An 18236-nucleotide genomic window follows, 5' to 3' on the forward strand; every position below is an offset into this window, starting at 1 on the left:
GGGGCGCCGACGTCCGGACGTGCCAAGAGCCCGCCCTCCCCGTGGAAGGCGGGCTCAGGGCATACGCGCTCTGGGCGCAGGGACCTCAGTCGGTCTTGATGAAGCTGAGCAGCATCGACACGAACGTGATGATGAGGCCGCCGAAGACGGCGTCCCAGAAGAAGTGCTCGACGTGGAAGGGGAGGTCGAGCTTGCCGGCCAGCCACGACGTGAGCTCGAGCATCAGGGCGTTGACGATGAAGACGAACAGGCCCAGCGTCAGGATGATGAGCGGCAGTGAGATGAGCTTGATGATCGGCTTGATGAAGGCGTTGAGGATGCCGAAGATCAGGGCCACGAGGACGACCGTCCAGATGACCTGACCCGTCGAGCCACCGCCGAACGTGATGCCGGGGATGGCCCACGCGGCCACCCCCAGGGCGACGGCGTTGACCACCGTCCGAAGCGCGAAGTTGAGGAGCATGCGCTCAGTGTTCCACGGGCGCAGGCGCATCGGCGGGAAGGCCGGGGTGCTCGTCGCCGGGGATCCGCGGCTGGAACATCGCGTTGAGACGCAACAGGTCCGGCTCGACCATCTTGAGCGAGCCGATGGCCTCGGCGACGGGCACGCGCTCGATGCGGCCCTTCTGCAGGGCGACCATCTGGCCCCAGGCCCCGTCGAGGGCGGCCTCGACCGCAGCCACACCGAAGCGGGTGCCGAGGACTCGGTCGAAGGCGACGGGCGAGCCGCCGCGCTGGATGTGGCCGAGCGCGGTCATCCGGCTCTCGATGCCGGTCCGGCCCTGGATCTCGCGGGCGAGGATCGAGCCGATGCCGCCGAGGATCTGGTGGCCGTACTTGTCGACCTCGGGCGCCGGGATGTCCATCGTGCCGGCCTTGGGCAGCGCGCCCTCGGCGACGACGACGATCGTCGCGAAGCGACCCTTCTTGTGCCGGTGGACGATTCGCTCGCAGACCTCGTCGACGTCGAAGGGCTCCTCGGGCACGAGCGTGATCGCGGCGCCCCCGGCGAGGCCCGACCAGATCGCGATGTGGCCGACGTGGCGGCCCATGACCTCGACGACGAGGACGCGGTGGTGGCTCTCGGCCGTCGTGTGCAGCCGGTCGATGGCGTCGGTGCAGATCTGCACGGCGGTCTGGAAGCCGAACGTCATCTCGGTGAGGGAGATGTCGTTGTCGATCGTCTTGGGCACGCCGATGACGGGAAAACCGTTCTCGTGCAAGCGGTTGACGACACCCATCGAGCCCTCGCCACCGATGCCGATGATGGCGTCGAGCCCGTGCCGGTCGTAGGCCTTGCGCACGCGCTTGAGGCCGTCCTCGTGGGCGAACGGCTGGTCGCGGCTCGTGCCGAGGATCGTGCCACCGAGGGGCAGGATGCCGCGGCACCGGTCGACGTCGAGGATCTCGTAGTCGTTGTCCATGACCCCGCGCCAGGCATTGCGGAAGCCGATGACGGTGCTGTCGTACGTGACCTCGGCGGCGCGGGTCGCGCCCCGGATGACGGCGTTGAGGCCGGGACAGTCCCCGCCCCCGGTGAGGATGCCGATGCGCATGATCTGACTTTCGTGAGGCTGGGCATGAAGAAGATGTCGAGGCGGCGGTGGCGCGACGATGTGAGCCTAGCCACAGACCGGCGTCGCCGTCAGGAGAGCGTCCATGGGCCGGTCGCCCGCGTGGACACTGGCTCTACAGTTCGGGTATGAGCGACAGCCCTGAGACCGTCAGCGAGAGCGTGACCGAGAGCGCCACCCCGGACGAGGCGTATGCCGCCCCGCAGGCGTCGGGCGCCACCGTGCGGCTCCGCGACGTGCTGGCCCAGATGCCCGACTACAAGCCCGGGAAGCCCGCGTCGGCACCCGCCGGCGTGACGGCATACAAGCTGTCGTCCAACGAGAACCCCTACGGTCCGCTCCCGTCGGTGCTCGCGGCGATCGACGACGCGGCGGCCACGGTGAACCGCTACCCCGACATGGCCGTCACGGCGCTGACCGAGCGGCTCGCGAAGGCGCTCGACGTCCCGGCCGAGTGCATCGCGACGGGCACCGGCTCGGTCGCGGTCCTCGCCCAGATCGTCAACGCCGCGTGCGACGCCGGTGACGAGGTCGTCTTCGCGTGGCGCTCGTTCGAGGCCTACCCGATCGTCACGCAGCTGGCCGGCGCGAAGCCCGTCATGGTCGGCCTCGACGAGCGGGCCCGCCACCGCCTCGACGCGATGTTCTCCGCGATCACGGACCGCACCCGCGTCGTCCTCGTCTGCACCCCCAACAACCCCACCGGACCGTGCGTCCACCAGGCGGAGCTCGAGGCCTTCCTCGACAAGGTCCCGAGCGACGTCATCGTCGTCGTCGACGAGGCGTACGTCGAGTTCGTCCGCGACCCCGACGCCGTGCGCGGGCTCGAGACGTGGCGCCACCGCCCCAACGTCGTCGTCCTGCGGACCTTCTCCAAGGCGTACGGCCTCGCCGGCCTCCGCGTGGGGTATGCCGTCGCGCACCCGCCTGTCGCCGCCGCCCTCCGCAAGACGGCCACGCCCTTCGGCGTCAACTCGGTCGCGCAGGTGGCCGCCATCGCCTCGCTCGACGCGTTCGACGAGCTCAACGCGCGCGTCGAGTCGCTCGTCGCCGAGCGCGACCGGGTCGTCCGGGCCCTCGGCGACCAGGGCTGGAAGCTTCCGCAGTCCGATGCGAACTTCGTGTGGTTCCCGCTCGGCGCCGACTCGACGGCCTTCTCGCAGGCGTGTGCCGAGGCCGGCCTCACGGTGCGGCAGTACGGCGACGACGGCGTGCGCGTCACGATCGGCGAGGTGGACGCGAACTCCCGGCTCATCGAGGTCGCCGAACGCTTCGGGGCCCGCTGACCGAGCCGATCGGGGCGACAATGGGCTGAGCCGCGCGGTGTCGCGCGGCCGTCGTTGCAGGTCGTGGCGCAGGAGGTCGCGGATGGGCACGGTGCGGAGGCGGCTCGCCGGTCGCGCGCTCAGCGGCAGCCTCGCGCTGCTCGGTGTCCTGCTCGTCGTGCCGTCGCTGTACTCGCCGACCCGGGAGATGGCGGTCGCCGACCGCGAGCACGGCTCGCTCCTGTCGCACCAGTGGGAGTGGAGCTGGGGGCGCGTCCGGGTGGCCGGTCTCGAGGGGGTCGAGCTGCGCGACCAGTGGAACCCGTTCGGCCTCGCCGTCCTCGTGGTGCTCCTCGTCTCGGGCCTCGCAGGCGTCGGCGTCTGGCTGGCCCGCCGGGTCACGTGGGGTCACGTGCTCGGGCTCGTCACGGTAGGGCTGCTGACCGGTCGCGTCCTGACGACGGTGGCCGAGCGGCTCGGCCGCTCGCTCGGCGAGGTCGACCAGGGGGCTGCCGGCCTCACGGTCCGGACCGAGATGACGCAGGCGGGGTCGCTCGAGACGGTCGCTGCCTGCGTGCTCGTCGTCGCGCTCGTGCTCATGGGTGTGGCCGCGGCCCGGTCGACGGGCCGGAGCACCCTGCCGGCGGTGCTCCCCGGGACGCCGGCTGCCGGCACCGCGGCTGCCGGCCCTCCGGCAGGTCGGGCGGGGCCGGCCGGGCTGCGCCCTGTCGGTGAGCACCTGACGACCGCGCCCGTGTCGTTCGACGACGCAGGTGCGGGCGGTGGGGGCGGAGGGGCTGACACGCCGGCGACGGCAGGAAAGCCCGGGAGGACGCCGTGACGGACATCCGGAAGCACATGGTCGCCGGCCGGCTGACAGCCGCGCTCGTCGGGCTTCTCGGGGTGCTGCTCGCACTGCCCACGCTCGTGCTCCCGACCCACGCCATCTTCCAGAAGCCGCCGGAGTCGGCCGAGCCCGACGCGTCCCCGTTCCGGCTGTCCGTCTGGAGCTGGGGGCACGTCGCAGACACGACCGCCAACACGGACGGCCAGATCGACGTCGGCAACACGACCGGCCTGGTGATCCTCGTCGTGGCCCTTGCCGCAGGCCTCGCCGGCGTCCTCGCGTACGCGTTCCGGGCCGGCACCGATGGCCGGATCCTCGGTGTGGCGGGACTCGCCTGGGCTGCATCCCAGGTCGTCGGTGGGCTGGGACGACGGGTCGGTGACACGATCTCGGGCATCTTCGGCGACGGTGACCAGCTCGTCGTCGAGACCTTCCCCACCGGCTACCTCGAGGTGGCCTCCGCCGCGCTGCTCGTCGTGTCGCTCGGTCTCCTCGTGCTGCGACCCGTGGCCGCGCTGGCGCGGTCGGCCGTCGTCCGCGCGCGGGCGCTCGCCCGCCGTGCGGCCACGCACGACGAGGTGTCCGATGCGGCAGGCACCACGGAGACGGCAGCGCCGCGCGTCGGGATCGCGACGATCCGTGACGTGCCCGCGGGCCCCGACCATCGGTCCCCTGCGCGGCGCGAGCACGCCGGCACGGGCGTCGGCTTCTCCGACGACCCGACCGTCGACCCCGACCGGTTCCGGCCGCCGAGATGACCGACGGTCCCGTCCACGACGCCGACCCGGAAGCCGGGCCGGGATGGCGTACGCGTGTGGCGGGGGTGGCGCTCGGCGGCGTCGGCGTGGTGCTGGCGGCGTCCACGGTGGTGTGGCCGACGAAGGTCGTCGCGGTCCGCGTCCCGGAGGTCGGCGACTTCACCAAGGGCTACGAGCAGCTGATCTGGTCGTGGGGACGTGAGGTCGTCTACACCTCGGACGGTGTGCTCCTCGACGCGTTCTCCGGTCCCGACCCGGTGCCGCGAGCGGTGCTCCTCGTCGTCGTCCTGCTGCTCGCCGCGGCCGGGCTGGTCGCCCGGCTCGTCCGTGGCGGGCGGCCCGGTGAGCTCGCGTCGGGGGTCGGCCTGGCGCTGGCTCTCGCGACGGTCGCGGCATCCGTGGTGCAGCGGCTGTCGGTCGACGACCGGACGATCGGCCTGCAGCCCGGGCTCGTCGTCGTGACGACGACGGTCGGCTGGCTCGAGGTCGTGTCGGTCGTCCTGCTCACGGCAGCAGTCGCCGGTCTCGTCGTCCCGGTGTTGCTGCCGCGCGTGGCGGACTCGGTCACCGGCACGGTGTCCGGCGTCGCGGCGCTACTTCGGCAGCGTCGCGCCCTGGTGGAGGCCACCCCACCGCTCGTCGCCACCCTGATGGACCCCGGTCCGGTCGGCACGGGGCGGGCGCCCGAGGTCGGCTTCAGAGACACGCCCTTCCCGTCGGGTGCGGACGGGGGAGTGCCGCCGACCGACACCGACAGGTGAGGGCTGGATGGGGCCTCGTGGAAACTGGTCGTGTGCCGGACGTCCGCAGTGTGGGTGGGCGGCCCTACCGTCGGGGCATGGACATGAAGCTCGAGCTGGTGGCCGTGCCCGTGACCGACGTCGACCGGGCCAAGGATTTCTACGCCGAGAGGGTCGGATTCGTCCTCGACCACGACCACACGGTCAGTGACGAGATCCGTTTCGTGCAGCTGACCCCACCCGGGTCGGCCTGCTCGATTGCGATCGGCAAGGGTCTGACCGAGATCGTCCCCGGCGGCCTCGACAACCTCCAGATGGTCGTCGCCGACGCCGACGCCATCCGGGCCGAGCTCGTCGGTCGCGGCGTCGAGGCGTCCGAGGTCGACGAGCAGCCGTGGGGCCGTTTCGTCCACTTCAGTGACCCCGACGGCAACCGGTGGTCGCTGCAGGAGCTGCCCCCCTGGTCCGCCGGTGCCGGCGGCGACGGCGTCGACCCCGGGGCCTGACGCGTCGTGTCCGGGCTCCGTAGGGCCGTGCCGCTGCTCCTCGTGACGGGGGCCGTCCTGCTCGCCGCGGTCCTCGTCTGGCCCACTCACCACCTCGTCTCACGCACGGCCGGGGGGAGCGAGACTCTCGTCGACATCTGGTTCGACGGACGCGTGCGGGCCGTGAGCCAAGCGATCGAGGTGCAGCGAGAGAGCTCGCTCACCGCGGTCCTGCTCGTCGTCGCGGCCATCGTCCTGCTCCTCGCCGCCGGCGGGCTCTGGGTGGCGGCCGCTCGGAGAACCCCGGTCGTGCCGGCTGTCGCGGTGACGGCTGCGACGCTCGCCGCTCTCGCTGTCGCGGTGTCCGTCCTGGTCCTGGTCCGCAGTGAACCCTTCTCCTTCGGGTGGGTAGGGAGTGCGGAGGTGGGGCAGCTCGACACGGCGATGACGCCGGTGGCGCTCTTCCTCCCGGCCGTGGTGGTGCTCGGGGCGCTGGCGATCGTCGCGATGCTGACGAGGGTGGCTCGGCGTCGCGTGGCGACCTGACGACCTGACGACCTGACGACGTGATGACCTGAACGGCCGGGCGGCCCGTGTCGGTCCTCCGGCGTACGTTCACGGCATGCTCACCGCCGTCGCCGTGTCCGGCTACCGCTCGCTGCGCGACGTCGTCGTGCCCCTGCACGGGCTCGACGTCGTGACGGGCGCGAACGGCAGCGGCAAGTCGAGCCTCTACCGGTCGCTCCGGCTCCTCGCCGGCTGCGGCCGGGGCGACGTCATCGCCACCCTCGCCCGCGAGGGTGGCCTCCAGTCCGCGCTGTGGGCCGGCCCGGCGACCCTCGGCGGCGCCCGCGACCGTGGTCACGCCGTGCAGGGCACCCGTCGCAAGGGCCCGATCAGTCTCCAGCTCGGCTTCGCCTCCGACGACTTCGGCTACCTCGTCGACCTCGGCCTGCCGCAGCAGTCGACCGGCAGCGAGGCAGGGACGCCGTCGGCGTTCCTGCGCGACCCCGAGATCAAGCGCGAGGTGGTCTGGGCCGGCCCCGTCATGCGGCCCGGCTCGGTGCTCGTGCGCCGCCGGTGGGGTGTCGTCGAGACCCGCGCCGTGGGCGGGAGCGACGACGGCTGGGCCTCCGACTGGGGACCCGACGACGGCGAGGCCGCGGAGTGGGAGTCCGACCCCGTCGAGGCCCCGGGATCACGCACCGGCTCGCGAGCGGCCTACAGGGAGTCGGGCGCCGGCACGGCGTCGGGCCCGAGTCGCGGTGCACGCCCCGGGTGGGTCGAACTGACCCGCTCGCTGCGCCCGTGGGAGAGCATGCTGACCGAGCTCGCCGACCCCGAGCGGGCGCCCGAGCTGCTCCGGGTGCGCCGGATGATCCGCGGCTGGCGGTTCTACGACGGGTTCCGCGCCGACGCCGAGGCCCCGGCCCGGACGCCCCAGGTCGGCACCCGCACCCCGGTGCTCGCCGACGACGGACGCGACCTCGCCGCCGCGCTCCAGACGATCCGCGAGAACGGCCGGTCCGAGCTCGACCGAGCCGTCGCCGACGCCTTCGACGGGGCGATCCTCGAGGTCACCGTCGACAGCGGCCGCTTCGACGTGGAGCTGCACCAGCCCGGGATGCTGCGGCCGCTCGCCGGGGCCGAGCTGTCCGACGGCACGCTGCGCTACCTGCTCCTCGTCGCCGCGCTGCTGACGCCCGACCCGCCGTCGCTCATGGTCCTCAACGAGCCCGAGACGTCGCTGCACCCCGACCTGCTCCCACCGCTCGGACGGCTCGTCCGGTCCGCGGCCGAACGCAGCCAGGTCATGGTCGTCTCCCACTCCGAGGCGCTCATCCGCGAGCTCGGTGTGGTCGATCCCGACGACGACGAGGCACCGGTCGGGCTCGGCTCACCGGCCCGAGGCATCACCCTCGTCAAGGACCTCGGCGAGACCTTCGTGCAGGGTCAGGGCCTGCTCACCACCCCGGCCTGGACCTGGGGCACCCGGCGCTGACCGCGCCGGCGAGCGCGCCCCGAGCACACGGCATACGCCCTCCCGCCCGGGTGGTGCCCTCCTTGGACCCGGCGGCGTCCGCGCAGGTCAGCCTCTCGGTGGAGCGCGACGTCGTCCCGCATTGTGAGATTCGCAGGGCTCTCCGGTAAGTTCCGGGTCGAGGACCAAGCACGTGTCCGTCGTCACGAACGGCGGCCCTGCGCCCCCCAGAAGCCGACGAGCGGGTGACCCCCGTTTGCGGGCCGAACGAGTAGGCCGGTCTCACCGGCGAAGGAGCCCCAGTGAGCGACAAGGTTGTCGCCGAGCTGCAGGAGCCGACCCCCGCGGTCGGCGACGGTGGCCCGGACATGATCCAGCTGCTGACCCCCGAAGGTCAGCGCGTGTCCCATCCCGACTACGACAAGTACGTCGCGGACCTGACGCCCGAGGACCTGCGGAGCTTCTACCGCGACCTCGTCCTCATCCGCCGGCTCGACGCCGAGGGCTACGCGCTGCAGCGCCAGGGCGAGCTCGGCCTGTGGCCCAGCCTGCTCGGCCAGGAGGCGGCCCAGGTCGGCTCCGGTCGTGCGCTGCGGCCCCACGACTTCGTCTTCCCGACCTACCGCGAGCACGGCGTCGGCTTCGTGCGTGGCATGGACCCGCAGAGCTCGCTGCAGCTCTTCCGCGGCGTCAGCCAGGGCGGCTGGGACCCGCAGGAGAACAACTTCCACCTCTACACGATCGTCATCGGGGCCCAGGCGCTGCACGCCACGGGGTACGCGATGGGTGTGCGGATGGACGGCAACGTCGGCACCGGCGACCCCGACCGCGACACCGCGGTCATCTGCTACTTCGGCGACGGCGCCTCCTCGCAGGGTGACGTCAACGAGGCCTTCGTCTACGCGGCGAGCTTCGACGCGCCGGTCGTCTTCTTCTGCCAGAACAACCAGTGGGCCATCTCCGAGCCCGTCGAGAAGCAGACCCGGATCCCGCTCTTCCAGCGCGCCCGCGGCTTCGGCTTCCCGGGTGTCCGCGTCGACGGCAACGACATCCTCGCGACGTATGCCGTGACGCAGCACTGCCTCGACGAGGCCCGCAACGGCAACGGCCCGCTCCTCATCGAGGCCTACACGTACCGCATGGGTGCGCACACGACGGCCGACGACCCGACGAAGTACCGCGTCTCGGCCGAGGTCGAGGAGTGGAAGTTCCGCGACCCGATCCTGCGCCTCAAGACGCTCCTCGCGCACGAGGGGATGGCCGACGAGGCCTTCTTCGTCCGCATCGACGAGGAGGCCGACCAGTTCGCAGCCGAGCTGCGCGAGGGCTGCGTCACGATGGAGACGATGGCCGGCGAGACGATGTGGGACCACGTCTACGCCGAGGACCACCCGGTCATGGAGGCGGAGCGTGCCGCCTACCTCGCCTACAAGGCGAGCTTCGAGGAGGCGAACTGATGGCCGGCCAGCTCGAGAAGGTCACGCTTGGCAAGAGCATCACCAACGGCCTGCGCAAGGCCATGGAGGCCGACCCCAAGGTCGTGCTCATCGGTGAGGACATCGGCAAGCTCGGTGGCGTCTTCCGCATCACCGAGGGTCTGCAGAAGGACTTCGGCGAGGACCGCGTCATCGACAGCCCGCTCGCCGAGTCCGGCATCGTCGGCACCGCGGTCGGCATGGCGCTGCGCGGCTACCGCCCCGTCTGCGAGATCCAGTTCGACGGCTTCGTCTACCCGGCCTTCGACCAGATCGTCAGCCAGGTCGCCAAGATGCACGCCCGTGCCCTCGGCGCGGTCAAGATCCCGATGGTCATCCGCATCCCGTTCGGCGGCGGCATCGGCAGCCCGGAGCACCACTCCGAGAGCCCCGAGGCCTACTTCGCCCACACCGCGGGCCTGCGCGTCGTCGCGTGCAGCAACCCCGAGGACGCCCACTGGATGATCCAGCAGGCCGTCGCGTGCGACGACCCGGTGATCTTCTTCGAGCCGAAGCGCCGCTACCACGACCGTGCGGAGTACGACACGACCGCGACCACCGCGCCGCGCGGCCTCTTCGAGGCCAACGTGCTCCGTGAGGGCACCGACGTGACGCTGCTCGGCTACGGCCCTGTCGTCAAGACGATGCTCGAGTCGGCCGCCGCGGCGGAGGCCGAGGGCACGAGCATCGAGGTCATCGACCTGCGCTCGCTCTCGCCGCTGCCGATCGACACCATCGTCGAGTCGGTGCGCAAGACGGGTCGCCTCGTCGTCGTCCAGGAGGCGAGCAGCTTCCTCGGCATGGCGTCGGAGATCTCGGCGCAGGTCACGGAGCAGTGCTTCTACGAGCTCGAGGCACCCGTCATCCGGGTCGCCGGCGCGAACATCCCCTACCCGCCGAGCCGGATGGAGGAGGAGTTCCTCCCCGACCTCGACCGCATCCTCGACGGCGTCGACCGCGCGCTCGCGTACTGAGAAGGGCTGCGACACATGGCAATCAAGACGTTCAACCTGCCCGACCCCGGTGAGGGGCTCGTCGAGGCCGAGATCGTGGAGTGGAAGGTGTCGCCCGGCGACACCGTCAAGGTCAACGACATGGTCCTCGAGATCGAGACCGCCAAGTCGCTCGTCGAGCTGCCCATCCCGTGGGCCGGCACCGTCAAGGAGCTGCTCGTCGAGGTCGGCCAGACGATCGACGTCGGCACGCCGATCATCTCGATCGACGACGGCAAGGGCGGCGACGACGCTCCCGCCGCCGCACCGTCGATCCCGGGCGAGAAGGCCGCTCCGGCCGAGGGCGCGGGTGGCGGCTCCGAGGCGATCCTCGTCGGCTACGGCGCCAAGGCCGGCGCCACGGCCCGTCGTGCCCGCAAGGGCTTGGCCGCCGCCCCCGTCGCCGCCGCACCGACCGAGACCGAGCAGGTCGCGGCTGCCGCACCGGTTGCCGAGCACGCAGCCCCGGCTCCGCGTGTCGAGTCGCCGGCTCCTGCCGTCCCGGTCGCGTCCGCTGCCGGTGGCCGTCCCAAGGCGAAGCCGCCCGTCCGCAAGCTCGCCAAGGACCTCGGCATCGACCTCGCGTCCGTCACCCCGACCGGGGCCGACGGCATCATCACGCGCGACGACGTGACGAACCATGCAAGCGGCGCCGTCGTGAACGGCGTTGCAGCACAAGCCGACTCCGCCGTCGGGGGTGCCGCGCCGGCCATCTCGCGTATGCCGTTCGGCGCGGGTGAGCGCGAGGAGCGCACGCCGATCAAGGGCGTCCGCAAGATGACGGCGCAGGCGATGGTCGGATCGGCCTTCACCGCACCGCACGTCACCGAGTGGATCACCATCGACGTCACGAAGACGATGGAGCTCGTCGACCGCCTCAAGGGCAGCCGCGAGTTCAAGGACGTCAAGGTCACGCCGCTGCTCGTGCTCGCCAAGGCGCTCGTCCTCGCAGTCAAGCGCAACCCCGGCATGAACGCGACGTGGGACGAGGCCAACCAGGAGATCGTCCAGAAGAACTACGTCAACCTCGGCATCGCCGCGGCGACCCCGCGTGGCCTCATCGTCCCGAACATCAAGGACGCCCACGCCATGACGATGCTCGAGCTGGCGCAGGCCATCGGGCAGCTCACCGCCACGGCTCGCGAGGGCCGCACCCAGCCGGCCGAGATGTCGGGCGGCACGATGACGATCACCAACGTCGGCGTGTTCGGCGTCGACAGCGGCACCCCGATCATCAACCCGGGGGAGTCGGCCATCGTGTGCTTCGGTGCGATCCGCAAGCAGCCGTGGGTCGTCACCGATGCCGACGGCAACGACGAGATCGCCATCCGCCACGTCACGCAGCTCGCGGTGAGCTTCGACCACCGTCTCATCGACGGTGAGCTCGGCAGCCGCTTCCTGTCCGACCTGGCAGGGATCCTCGCCGACCCGGCCCAGGCCCTCGTCTGGGGCTGACCCACTCAACCGTCGAAGGGCCACAAACCGGTACCGGTTTGTGGCCCTTCGACGTTCCGTCCTGACAGCGACGCCTCAGGCGGACCGCGATCGGATCGGGACACACCCCCACGATTGGGGGTATGCCGACCCCACCCGTGGCGCGTGCGCCACGCCGCGCGCCGCGCCACGATGGTGGAGTTCCCGATCGGGCGATCGCCCCTGAGCAGTGGAGGTCCGTCATGGGTGGGCAGCGCGTGCACGGGCCGGGTCCGTGGTGTGCCCGGGCAGGACGGGGGCCCCGCCGGTGACTGCTCTCCGCTCGGACCCGACCCCGCAGGGACCGGACGTCGTCCGCGTGCTCGTCGTCGACGACGTGCACATCCTCCGGATCGGGCTCGCCTCGCTCTTCTCCCTCGAGGGTGACCTCGAGCTCTGCGGCGCCGCCGAGAGTGGCGAGCAGGCGGTCGAGGTGGCCCGGCGCACTCACCCCGACGTCGTGCTCATGGACATCCGGATGCCCGGCATCGGCGGGGTCGAGGCCACCCGGAGGATCCTGGAGGACCTGCCGACGACCCAGGTCGTCGTGCTGACGGGAGAGCCGTCGGTGCAGGGACGGCGCGCGGCGCTGGAGGCCGGCGCGGCGGCATACATCGTCAAGGACGCGGTGCCGTCGACGGTCCTCGACGCGGTCCGTGGCGTGGGCAGGGGGCGCCAGCCCGGGATGCCGCGCTGACCCTCCAGACGCCGCGGCCGGCGACGCTCAGGGGAGCTGGAGCTCGCTCGCGAAGGAGGTCGGGAAACGCGCCACGAGCTCGGTCCCACCCTCGGCGCGGCGGCCCAGTCGCAGCGACCCACCGACGTCGGTCAGGGTGTCCTCGAGCAGGCGCAGGCCGAGGTGGCCGGTGGCGATCGGTCCCGGAGGTGGCCCGCTGCCGTCGTCGAGCACCGTCACCGTGGCCTCGTCGCCCTCGACGGCGGCGACGAGGGTCGCGCGGGAGGCGTTGGCGTGCTTGACGACGTTGCGCAGCCCCTCGCGCAGGCTGCGGTAGGTCAGCTGGATCGCCTCCCTGGACAGGTGGGCGTAGCCGGGAGAGACCTCGACGTCGACGGCGACGCCCGACTCGCGGGCCCGCGCCGCGAGGATGTCGAGGGCCGCCGTGAGCCCGGGCAGGGACGGGTCGGCCGGGTAGAGGTCGGTGACCAGGCCCCGCAGTGACGAGATGTCACCGCGGAGGCTCTGACCTGCCGAGTCGAGCAGCTCGCGCGCCTCGACCGAGCTGTCGGGCAGCTGGCGGGCGACCATCGGGAGGGCGTAGCCGAGGGCCGCGAGGTTCTGGATCAGGCCGTCGTGCAGCTCCTCGGCGATGCGGCGCCGCTCCATGTCGGAGGCGGCGAGGGCATGGCGCAGCATCGCCCCGCGTTCGGTGCGCGCGTGGTCCACCCGACGGGCCAGCGACAGGGCCAACGGCAGGAGGAAGAGCGTCAGGATGAGCATGGCGCCGACGGCGAGGGCCGTCAGCGCGTAGAGCAGCAGCCGCTGGTCGCTCTCGAGCCGCTCGGTCGACCAGTAGGACTCGATGACGACCGGCTTGCTGTCGGCGTCGAACGCACCGACGTACACCTCGAGCAGCTGGCCCGCGGTGCGCTCCTCGACGTTCTCCACCTTGCTGAGGTCCGACACGTCGGCGACGACGTCCTGGGTGCCGAAGAGTGCGGCGACGTCCTCGTCCATGACGTACGTGCGGCCGATGAGGTCGCGCTCGTCCGACCAGATGACGTTGCCCTCCATCGACCAGAGCTTGACGTGGACGAGGGACCCGTCCCGCAGCCGCGACTCGACGACCGTGACCAGGCTCTGGGAGGAGTTCGGGCGCCGGGAGCGCACCGCCGTGTCGACGAAGGGCGCTGCGACGTTGGTCGCGAAGGTCCTGCCTCGCAGGCTCGCCTCGCGCAGCGCGAGGTCCGCCGCCAACGCGCGTGCCACCAGGACCGCCCCGACCGCGACGATGAGGAAGGCCACGAGCGTCCACAGCCCGAAACGGGTGATGGCCTCGCGCACGATCGACGGGGGCCGGCCGTGTGTCCCACCGGACCCTTGCGAGCCCGGTGCGCTAGCCACGCCTGGTCGGTGCGATGAGGCCGAGCCGGCTCGCGGTCACGACGGCCTCGAGCTGGGAGTGTGCGTGCAGCTTGCGCAGCAGGGTCTTGACGTAGCCGCGACACGTCAGCACCGAGATCCCGAGCTCCCTGGCGATCATGACGGCATCGGCTCCGTCCGCCAGCCGGCGCAGGACGTCGGCCTCGCGCGGCGTCAGGCGCGGGACGGGAGCCCCGTGGCGGTCGGCGCCGGCCCGCACGATCGTGCGCAGCAGGCCGGGGTCGATGGCGAAGCCCTTCCGGGTCGACGACCGGACGGCGCCGAGGATCTCGTCGAGGGAGCCGTCCTTGGGAAGGAGCGCACACGCTCCGGCGTTGAGCGACCTCGTGAGCAGGGCCTGGTCGATGAAGGCGCTGAGCACGATGATGCGCACGTTCGGGACGGCACTGATGAGGTCCGTGGCGAGGTCGATGCCGTCGTCCTGACCGAGCCGGACGTCCATGAGGATGACGTCGGGCTGCCAGTACGCCGCCAGCGCGCGAGCCTGGGCAGCGTTGAGCGCCGTTGCGACACAGCGCAGGTCGGGCTCGCCGTTGATCACCAAGCCGATGGCGTCGGCAAGGACGCGGTGGTCGTCCACGACCAGGACTGATGTCTGTGTGCTGTCAACGCACGGTGAAGCCTTCATGGGCACCCCCCCGGGAGCATGTCGGCTTTCAGTATCGGCCACGTCGGCGGGCGCCGTCCCACGAATCCGAAGGGTCCGGTTCGTCCCGCGAACGCCGACCGCGTCCCGACCGGTACTCCCGACGGACCCCGAGGTTCTCCCGAGCAGGTCCGCCCACCATGGGCGTGGACATCCCCCGCTGGTCGGGGGGCCCACTGCAGCAGCACAGTTCGACCGGGACGTCGGGCACCGGGAGCAGCACGCACCACGGGGCTCGCCGTCCACCACCTGAGGAGCAGGCATGAACACCTCCACACCTTCGGAACCCCAAGACCCGCGTGAGCTCGAGCCCGGCGGGGTCTACCGACGCACCGTCCTCCGGCTCGGGGCCGCCGGAGGACTCGGAGCCGCCCTCGTCGCCGCCCGCGGATTCGGCGGTCCCGTCCTGGCGCAGCAGGGTCTGCTGTCGCCCGACGGCGCCTTCGCAGCCTCGTCGACGACACTCGGCGACCTGCTCTTCTACGTCGAGGCCTTCCCGACGAGCCCGCTGATCCTCTCGCCCTTCTCCGACCCGCTCCCGATACCGAAGGCCCTGGCGCCCGTGCCCGTGTCGACCTTCAGCGGTTGGGCAAAGCCTCCCGGTCCCGGTGTGGGACAGCAGAACTCGTTCGGGAGCGAGCGGCACCAGATCTGGCCGTCCGCGCTCGGCTACCCCGACCCGATCGTCTACAAGATCGACCTGCTCCTGCGCACCCACTCGTTCACGACCTCCCAGGTGCTGCCGATCGACTCGAACGGCAAGCCGACGGCGTCGTTCGACGCCTACGGCGCGACGTATGCCGCCGGCACGAAGCGCTGGCTGCCGATGAGCACGATCTACGGCTTCAACGGCACCTTCCCCGGCCCGAGGATCAACGCGGAGTACGGCAAGCCCGTCCTCGTCCGCTTCGAGAACCACCTCGACGAGAACCCGCTCGGCCTCGACCGGCAGGACTTCGGGTCCCCGGACTGGTCGTTCCTCACCCACCTGCACAACGGCCACACGGCGCCCGAGAGCGACGGCAACCCGCACTACTGCATGACCTACGGCCCCAAGTCGACCGGCTACGGACCCCAGACCTTCTGCGACAACCTCTACCTCAACTGGCCGGCGGGAGGGGACGACCGCGAGAAGCAGAGCTTCTTCTGGTTCCACGACCACCGCATGGACCACACCGGGTCGAACGTCTACAAGGGCATGGTCGGCCTCTACCCGATCTACGACCCCAAGAACGGCACGGACATGGGAGACGAGCGCCAGGGGCTCAGGCTGCCCGGCGTCCGCCGGGACAACCCGGACGGCTCCTTCGACGTCGACTACGACGTCCCGCTCGCGTTCTACGACTGCCGCCTCGACGACGGGGTGACCACGCACCAGGACGTCCACGACGGGATGGGGGAGTTCCCGGCAGCGAAGAACCCTGCGACGCACCCGGAGTGGTGGGGCAAGACGTTCTACAAGCACTTCCCCAACCACGGCTTCGTCGGCGACATCTTCACCGTCAACGGCACCGCCTACCCGACGATGGTCGTGCGACGCCGGAAGTACCGCTTCCGCTTCCTCGATGCCTCGATCGCCCGCATCTACGAGTTCAAGCTGATGGCGTCGACGACGGGCCCGAAGTCATCCGCGTCCCTGGGCTACGGCGGTGACGAGCTCGAGGGGCAGTACCGCATCCCTGACGGCCAGCAGTGCATGCAGTTCACCCAGATCGCCTCGGACGGCGGCCTGCTGCCGTTCGCGATCAAGCGCGACTCGTTCGAGCTGTGGCCGGCCAAGCGCCGCGAGGTCATCGTCGACTTCACCCGCTACCAGGACGGGACGCCGACGACGAAGGGCGACGTCGTCTACCTCACGAACGTCATGAAGATGCCGAACGGTCGCATGTGGTCCAACTCGTCCCGGTTCTCGCCGGACCCGAACTACAAGGTGCCGGTGCTGAAGTTCGTCATCGGCGACGACGCCCCGGACGACAGCCTCATCCCACAGCCGGGTCAGCTGCTGCGGTCGCTGCCGCCGCTGCCGGGCAACTGGCAGAGCATGCTCGACAACCGCCTGGTCTTCGAGGTCGAGCGCGGGAGCTCGTCCGCCGACGTCGAGTGGCTCATCAACGGCCAGCCGTTCGACCCGACGCACGTCGGCACGAGCCTCAAGAACCCCGCCGGAAAGACCCCGCTCGCGCAGCAGAAGCGCGGCAGCTTCAACCTCTGGGAGATCCGCAACGGCGGCGGCGGCTGGGTGCACCCGTTCCACCTGCACATGGAGGAGCACCGCGTCGTCATGCGCAACGGCAAGGACGCGACAAAGGGCAGCGCGGGTCACCCCGACGACGTCTCGCGCGAGGACCTGACGGCCCTCGACCCGGGCGAGTCCGTCATCGTCTACCGGGGATTCCGGGACTTCGTGGGTCCCTACGTCGCGCACTGCCACAACCTCGCGCACGAGGACCACGCGATGATGTTCGGCTGGGAGATCACGCCGTAGGGAGCGTATGCCGTGTCGTGGCCTCCGCGTGGACGCCCACGACACGGCCTACGCCGTGGTCCACCACTGGGAAGGAAAGGCACTGCCATGACCACCTCCTCGACCGTCGTCGCGGCCCCACCCACCGTCCCGGGGCGCCGACGCGCCGTCCCCTGGGCGACGGTGCTGCCCCTCGCGGTGGTGCTGGCCTACGCGGACGGCTTCTGGGTGACCTCGATGCGCGGTGCGGTCGGCGCCGTCGGTCGCGGGCAGGGCCCGTTCACGACCTGGTGGCACGAGTCCACCGTCCTCGTCCCCGTCTACGTGTGCGCCGTCCTCGCCGCGCTGGCGCTCGCCGTGCACGTGTCGGACCGACGACACGGCGACCGGGGACGGGCGCCGCTGCTGCTGACCGCGGGGCTCGTCGTCGTGGCCGCCACGCTCGTCGGCGCCGTCGAGATGGCGGTCGGGGCCGCGTACGACTTCCACCTCCAGTCGGGCCAGCTCGAGACGATGGCCTCGATGCGAGGCGACTGCCGGGCGGACTGCATCGAGCGGCTGCGGCAGGACACGTGGTGGCTGCAGCTGCGCGCCACCGGGCTCGGAGCCGTGCTCCTGCTCGTCACCAACCTCGGAGCCGTCGCATGGGTGACGATGTTCCACGGCGGCCGACTGGACTCCGTCCGGTCGGCGCGCGCCCGGAGTCGGTCGCTGGACGCCCGCGGTGAGCGGCGGCGGCTCCTGGCCCTGGCCCTCGTCGGTGGTGCGCTCATCCACCTGGCGGTCGTGCCGGAGCACTTCGAGGAGTGGGTCGCCGCGGCCTGGTTCTTCGTCGCGCTGGCGGTCGCCCAGGCCGTGGCGGCGTTCCTCGTGCTCCGGTGGCCCGCGCCCGCTCGCGGCCTCCTGCTCCTCGTGGCCGCGCTCTCGGCCGGTCCACTCGTCGTGTGGGCGTGGTCGCGCACCTGGGGTCTGCCGGTCGGTCCCGACCCCGGCGTCCCCGAGGCCGTCGGGCTCCCCGACATCGCTGCCGGCCTCCTGGAGCTCGTGGCCCTCGTCCTCGTCGTCGTCCTGCTGCGCGGCGTCCCGGTCGCCGCCGTACGCCGCCTCCGGCCCGAGCACCTGGGCCGACTCGCGGTGGCCGCTGTGCTGGCCGTCACCGTGGTCGGAGTGGCGTCGAGCCAGGCGGGGTGGTTCGACGTCGTTCGTTCGGAGAGCCCCACGAGCTCGGGCATGGGCTAGCAGATGAACGGCGCCGTGTTCGTGAAGTGAGCCGACTGCTCACCCCCAATCTTCGGGTCCGACCTCCCCGCACGTGGTGGAGCCCGCAGGCCGCCTCCTCGCCCGACCATGGAGGAGTCAAGGGAGGGGTTGACATGACGAACTCGAGCCTGGGGGCGCGAGCAGGGGTTGAGGG

General features: G+C 71.5%; 17 protein-coding genes. 13 read left to right on the forward strand and 4 right to left on the reverse strand.

Annotated elements, in window-relative coordinates; translation table 11 throughout:
• Positions 1–85 precede the first annotated feature (85 nt).
• A complete protein-coding gene (locus ASE25_RS13775) occupies positions 86–463 on the reverse strand; it encodes a phage holin family protein (protein WP_056775276.1) in 378 nt (125 codons plus the stop codon).
• A gap of 4 nt (positions 464–467) precedes the next feature.
• Positions 468–1556, reverse strand: a complete 1089-nt coding sequence (locus tag ASE25_RS13780) for a 6-phosphofructokinase (protein WP_056774416.1) — start codon at positions 1554–1556, stop codon at positions 468–470.
• Positions 1557–1702: 146 nt separating this feature from the next.
• On the opposite strand from ASE25_RS13780, the gene hisC reads away from it, so the two are divergent.
• The 11 genes from hisC (at position 1703) to ASE25_RS13835 (ending at position 12287) form a co-directional block, all read left to right on the forward strand.
• Complete coding sequence (gene hisC / locus ASE25_RS13785; RefSeq protein ID WP_082619622.1) at positions 1703–2860, forward strand: histidinol-phosphate transaminase; 1158 nt, start codon at positions 1703–1705, stop codon at positions 2858–2860.
• Positions 2861–2942: 82 nt separating this feature from the next.
• The gene (locus tag ASE25_RS13790; RefSeq protein WP_056826105.1) at positions 2943–3680 is read left to right on the forward strand and encodes a hypothetical protein; all 738 of its coding nucleotides are present in this window, start codon (positions 2943–2945) and stop codon (positions 3678–3680) included.
• Positions 3677–4444 (forward strand): hypothetical protein, encoded by a 768-nt coding sequence (locus ASE25_RS13795; protein ID WP_056774412.1) that lies wholly within the window; start codon positions 3677–3679, stop codon positions 4442–4444. The genes ASE25_RS13790 and ASE25_RS13795 overlap by 4 nt, the downstream gene beginning before the upstream one ends.
• Entirely contained in the window at positions 4441–5205 is a 765-nt protein-coding gene (locus tag ASE25_RS13800) for a hypothetical protein (RefSeq protein WP_056774410.1), read from the forward strand. Before ASE25_RS13795 ends, ASE25_RS13800 begins: the two co-directional genes overlap by 4 nt.
• A 77-nt stretch (positions 5206–5282) precedes the next feature.
• Entirely contained in the window at positions 5283–5690 is a 408-nt protein-coding gene (locus tag ASE25_RS13805; protein ID WP_056826107.1) for a glyoxalase superfamily protein, read from the forward strand.
• 27 nt (positions 5691–5717) lie between these two features.
• Complete coding sequence (locus tag ASE25_RS13810) at positions 5718–6215, forward strand: hypothetical protein (protein WP_056826109.1); 498 nt, start codon at positions 5718–5720, stop codon at positions 6213–6215.
• Between the two features lie 76 nt (positions 6216–6291).
• Positions 6292–7671, forward strand: a complete 1380-nt coding sequence (locus ASE25_RS13815) for an AAA family ATPase (RefSeq protein WP_056774402.1) — start codon at positions 6292–6294, stop codon at positions 7669–7671.
• A 281-nt stretch (positions 7672–7952) separates the two neighbouring features.
• Positions 7953–9107: a pyruvate dehydrogenase (acetyl-transferring) E1 component subunit alpha gene (pdhA, locus tag ASE25_RS13820; RefSeq protein ID WP_056755923.1), complete on the forward strand. Its 1155-nt coding sequence runs from the start codon at positions 7953–7955 to the stop codon at positions 9105–9107.
• Positions 9107–10099, forward strand: coding sequence for an alpha-ketoacid dehydrogenase subunit beta (locus ASE25_RS13825; RefSeq protein WP_056774399.1), 993 nt, complete (start codon positions 9107–9109; stop codon positions 10097–10099). The genes pdhA and ASE25_RS13825 overlap by 1 nt, the downstream gene beginning before the upstream one ends.
• 15 nt (positions 10100–10114) lie before the next feature.
• Positions 10115–11572, forward strand: coding sequence for a dihydrolipoamide acetyltransferase family protein (locus tag ASE25_RS13830; RefSeq protein ID WP_056826111.1), 1458 nt, complete (start codon positions 10115–10117; stop codon positions 11570–11572).
• A gap of 286 nt (positions 11573–11858) precedes the next feature.
• Complete coding sequence (locus ASE25_RS13835; protein ID WP_056826113.1) at positions 11859–12287, forward strand: response regulator transcription factor; 429 nt, start codon at positions 11859–11861, stop codon at positions 12285–12287.
• 27 nt (positions 12288–12314) lie between these two features.
• On the opposite strand, the gene ASE25_RS13840 is transcribed toward ASE25_RS13835, so the two are convergent.
• Together ASE25_RS13840 and ASE25_RS13845 are read right to left on the reverse strand one after the other, a co-directional pair.
• On the reverse strand, positions 12315–13613 hold the full coding sequence (locus tag ASE25_RS13840; protein ID WP_056826115.1) for a sensor histidine kinase: 1299 nt from the start codon (positions 13611–13613) through the stop codon (positions 12315–12317).
• 52 nt (positions 13614–13665) lie between these two features.
• A complete protein-coding gene (locus tag ASE25_RS13845; RefSeq protein ID WP_056774388.1) occupies positions 13666–14292 on the reverse strand; it encodes a response regulator transcription factor in 627 nt (208 codons plus the stop codon).
• Positions 14293–14620: 328 nt separating this feature from the next.
• On the opposite strand from ASE25_RS13845, the gene ASE25_RS13850 reads away from it, so the two are divergent.
• Both ASE25_RS13850 and ASE25_RS13855 read left to right on the forward strand, forming a co-directional pair.
• Positions 14621–16843, forward strand: coding sequence for a multicopper oxidase family protein (locus tag ASE25_RS13850; RefSeq protein ID WP_056774384.1), 2223 nt, complete (start codon positions 14621–14623; stop codon positions 16841–16843).
• Between the two features lie 87 nt (positions 16844–16930).
• Positions 16931–18061 carry a hypothetical protein gene (locus ASE25_RS13855; protein WP_056826117.1) on the forward strand — a complete coding sequence of 377 codons (1131 nt, stop codon included), beginning with the start codon at positions 16931–16933 and terminating at the stop codon, positions 18059–18061.
• Positions 18062–18236 lie beyond the last annotated feature (175 nt).

The sequence above is a fragment of the Terrabacter sp. Root85 genome (genome assembly GCF_001429185.1).
Taxonomy (GTDB): Bacteria; Actinomycetota; Actinomycetes; order Actinomycetales; family Dermatophilaceae; genus Terrabacter.

What these genes read in the sequence shown, in the direction of transcription:
- ASE25_RS13775 (WP_056775276.1), bottom strand. Translation starts at nt 463, where the DNA reads ATGCTCCTCAACTTCGCGCTTCGGACGGTGGTCAACGCCGTCGCCCTG.
- ASE25_RS13780 (WP_056774416.1), bottom strand. Translation starts at nt 1,556, where the DNA reads ATGCGCATCGGCATCCTCACCGGGGGCGGGGACTGTCCCGGCCTCAAC.
- hisC (WP_082619622.1), top strand. Translation starts at nt 1,703, where the DNA reads ATGAGCGACAGCCCTGAGACCGTCAGCGAGAGCGTGACCGAGAGCGCC.
- ASE25_RS13790 (WP_056826105.1), top strand. Translation starts at nt 2,943, where the DNA reads ATGGGCACGGTGCGGAGGCGGCTCGCCGGTCGCGCGCTCAGCGGCAGC.
- ASE25_RS13800 (WP_056774410.1), top strand. Translation starts at nt 4,441, where the DNA reads ATGACCGACGGTCCCGTCCACGACGCCGACCCGGAAGCCGGGCCGGGA.
- ASE25_RS13805 (WP_056826107.1), top strand. Translation starts at nt 5,283, where the DNA reads ATGGACATGAAGCTCGAGCTGGTGGCCGTGCCCGTGACCGACGTCGAC.
- ASE25_RS13815 (WP_056774402.1), top strand. Translation starts at nt 6,292, where the DNA reads ATGCTCACCGCCGTCGCCGTGTCCGGCTACCGCTCGCTGCGCGACGTC.
- ASE25_RS13825 (WP_056774399.1), top strand. Translation starts at nt 9,107, where the DNA reads ATGGCCGGCCAGCTCGAGAAGGTCACGCTTGGCAAGAGCATCACCAAC.
- ASE25_RS13830 (WP_056826111.1), top strand. Translation starts at nt 10,115, where the DNA reads ATGGCAATCAAGACGTTCAACCTGCCCGACCCCGGTGAGGGGCTCGTC.
- ASE25_RS13850 (WP_056774384.1), top strand. Translation starts at nt 14,621, where the DNA reads ATGAACACCTCCACACCTTCGGAACCCCAAGACCCGCGTGAGCTCGAG.
- ASE25_RS13855 (WP_056826117.1), top strand. Translation starts at nt 16,931, where the DNA reads ATGACCACCTCCTCGACCGTCGTCGCGGCCCCACCCACCGTCCCGGGG.